General features: G+C 69.2%; 2 protein-coding genes and 1 pseudogene. 1 reads left to right on the top strand and 2 read right to left on the bottom strand.

What is annotated here, in order from left to right:
• Together U4E84_RS16680 and U4E84_RS16675 are read right to left on the bottom strand one after the other, a co-directional pair.
• On the bottom strand, positions 1 to 386 hold a 386-nt coding region (locus U4E84_RS16680), incomplete at its 3' end, for an AAA family ATPase (RefSeq protein WP_322533227.1).
• 16 nt (positions 387 to 402) lie between these two features.
• The gene (locus U4E84_RS16675; protein WP_322533226.1) at positions 403 to 867 is read right to left on the bottom strand and encodes a bZIP transcription factor; all 465 of its coding nucleotides are present in this window, start codon (positions 865 to 867) and stop codon (positions 403 to 405) included.
• Positions 868 to 1,221: 354 nt separating this feature from the next.
• On the opposite strand from U4E84_RS16675, the pseudogene U4E84_RS16665 reads away from it, so the two are divergent.
• Positions 1,222 to 2,125 (top strand): annotated as a pseudogene (locus U4E84_RS16665) (ATP-dependent DNA helicase); the annotation flags it as partial.

Here is a 2,125-nt window from a genome sequence, read left to right as displayed (position 1 = left end):
TAGTAGTTGTCCTCGGTCTCCTTCACGCGGCGCTTGATCGTGATCTCGGAGACGTCGCCGACGTTCTCCGTACCGGCCGCGGAGACGACCTGCGACCGGTCGAGGGTGCCGTCCTCGTTGGAGAGCACGACCGTGACGGAGGCCTCGCTCGGCCCGCCCGCGGCCTCGCCGTCGTCGTGGCCGGGGTTGTAGATGAGGTCGGTGAGCTTCTGGGCGCGGATCCCGCGGGTGCGGGCCAGCCCGAGCGCGAACAACACCCCGTCGATGATGTTCGACTTCCCGGAGCCGTTCGGGCCAGTGACGACGGTGAAGTCCTCGTAGAAGGGGATCCTCGTCGTTCGTCCGAAGCTCTTGAACCCGTCCAGAACGACTTCAGTGATGTGCATGGGGTCTGACGACCGCTTACGCGACGATGATGTCGTCGCCCTCGCTCGACCCGCCGTCGTCGTCTTCGGCGGATTCCTCGGTCGCCGCGCCGGCGTCGGGCGTCGTCGCCGACTGCTCGGGGACGATGACGTCATCTCCCTCACCCGCGTCGCCCGCGGTCGTCGCCTCGCCTTCGGCGCCGTCGGACGACTCCTCGACCGACTCGAAGACGTCGACGTGGTCGTCGGAGTGGGTCGTCCGCTCGCCGCCGGCCGCCTCCGAGGCGTCGCCGGACCCGTCGCCAGTGGGCTCGCCGGTCGCGGCGTCCGCGGCCTCGGCACCGGCCGTCGCCGCGGCGGCCGCCTCCTCGACCGCGACCGACCGCTCGTCTTCCAACTGTCGGACGCGCTCTTTCATCTCGACGAGTTCTTCTGTGAGCCCGTTGACCGCCGCCTGTAGCTCCGCGACCTGTCGTTCGAGGTCCTCGACGCGGTTACTCATTATACACACGCATGCTCGCGCGACGCGTATAAATCTGCGTCAGACACATGTGTGACCAAACCGCACGATTCGGTCGCGGTCTGCCGAACGTTTCGGCCTTGTGAAACGTGTCAGACAACAGGAGAAGATACTTATACTGACCGGAGGTACCCCTTCTGTATGAGCAAGATCACCTTCCGGGCGGACGACGACCTCGTCGACCGGCTGGAAGCGTGTGACGCCTCCAAAAGCGAGGTGATGCGGGAGGCGCTCCGGACGCACCTCGACGGGGAGGCGTCCGACGCGTCCGACGCGTCGACCGGGAGCGTCGACGACGCCCTCGCGGACCGCGTCGACGATCTGATCGCGGAGCGGCTCGACGCCGCGCTCGACGAGTTAGCCGACAGCGACGACTCCCGCGCCGAGCCCGCGGAGAACGTCCTCCGGGCGTTCCGCGACGCCCTCGTCGAGACGTACGAGGACGCGCTCGGGTTCGGCGGCCCGGAGTCGGTGACCGAGAGCTGGGAGGACGTCTCGGTCGCCAACGACGACCGCCGCGACGACCTCACGCTGGCGTTCCTCCGTAACTACGAGGGGCGGGGGATCGACACCGAGACCGAGCTCGCCGTCCAGCTCGGGCGGGCGATAGACGAGGAGTACGAGCGCCGCTACCGGGACGGGGAGGCGACGACCCGCTCGGAGTCGCAGACGCTCGCGGCCGCCCGCTTCGTCGCGACGTGGATGGACGAGGGCGCGGAGTTCGGCCAGTACCCGGTGGTCTCCGTCCGGCGCGACGCCGGCACCGACGAGGTGTACGGCCGCGCGGAGCTGTACACCTGTATCCCGCGGAACGTCACGAGCGAGCTGTTCGACGAGGTGGCCGCCTCCGTCCTGATGAGCGCGACGCTGCGCCCGTTCGACGTGACGAAGGACGTGCTGGGGTTAGAGGACGTCGCCTCGATGGCCTACGAGATGGGGTACCCCGAGGCGAACCGTCGGACGTTCGCGGCCGACGTCCCGCCGCTTTTCGCCTCGGACCGCAACGACCCGGAGACGCAGGAGGCCGTGGGGTCGCTGCTCCGGGACGCGATCCGATTCACGCCCGGCAACACGCTCGCCTTCTTCCCCTCGTACGCCGAGGCCGAGCGCTACCACGAGCGGCTCGTCGGTGGAGGCGGCGGTGCGGCGGACGTTCCCGGTGGCCGAGGCGACGCCGACCTCGGTCCGGTCTATCTCGACGGGCCGGGCGAGGACGAGGAGCGGCTCCGCAGCGAGTTCG

The sequence above is a fragment of the Halorubrum sp. AD140 genome, assembly GCF_034497445.1.
In the GTDB taxonomy this organism is placed as follows: domain Archaea; phylum Halobacteriota; class Halobacteria; order Halobacteriales; family Haloferacaceae; genus Halorubrum.
Note: the sequence above shows the minus strand (reverse complement) of the source record. Positions and strands in the feature narration are given on the sequence as shown.

Bases quoted from the DNA above. Each gene is read 5' to 3' on its own strand.
- U4E84_RS16675 (WP_322533226.1), bottom strand. From the start codon at position 867: ATGAGTAACCGCGTCGAGGACCTCGAACGACAGGTCGCGGAGCTACAG.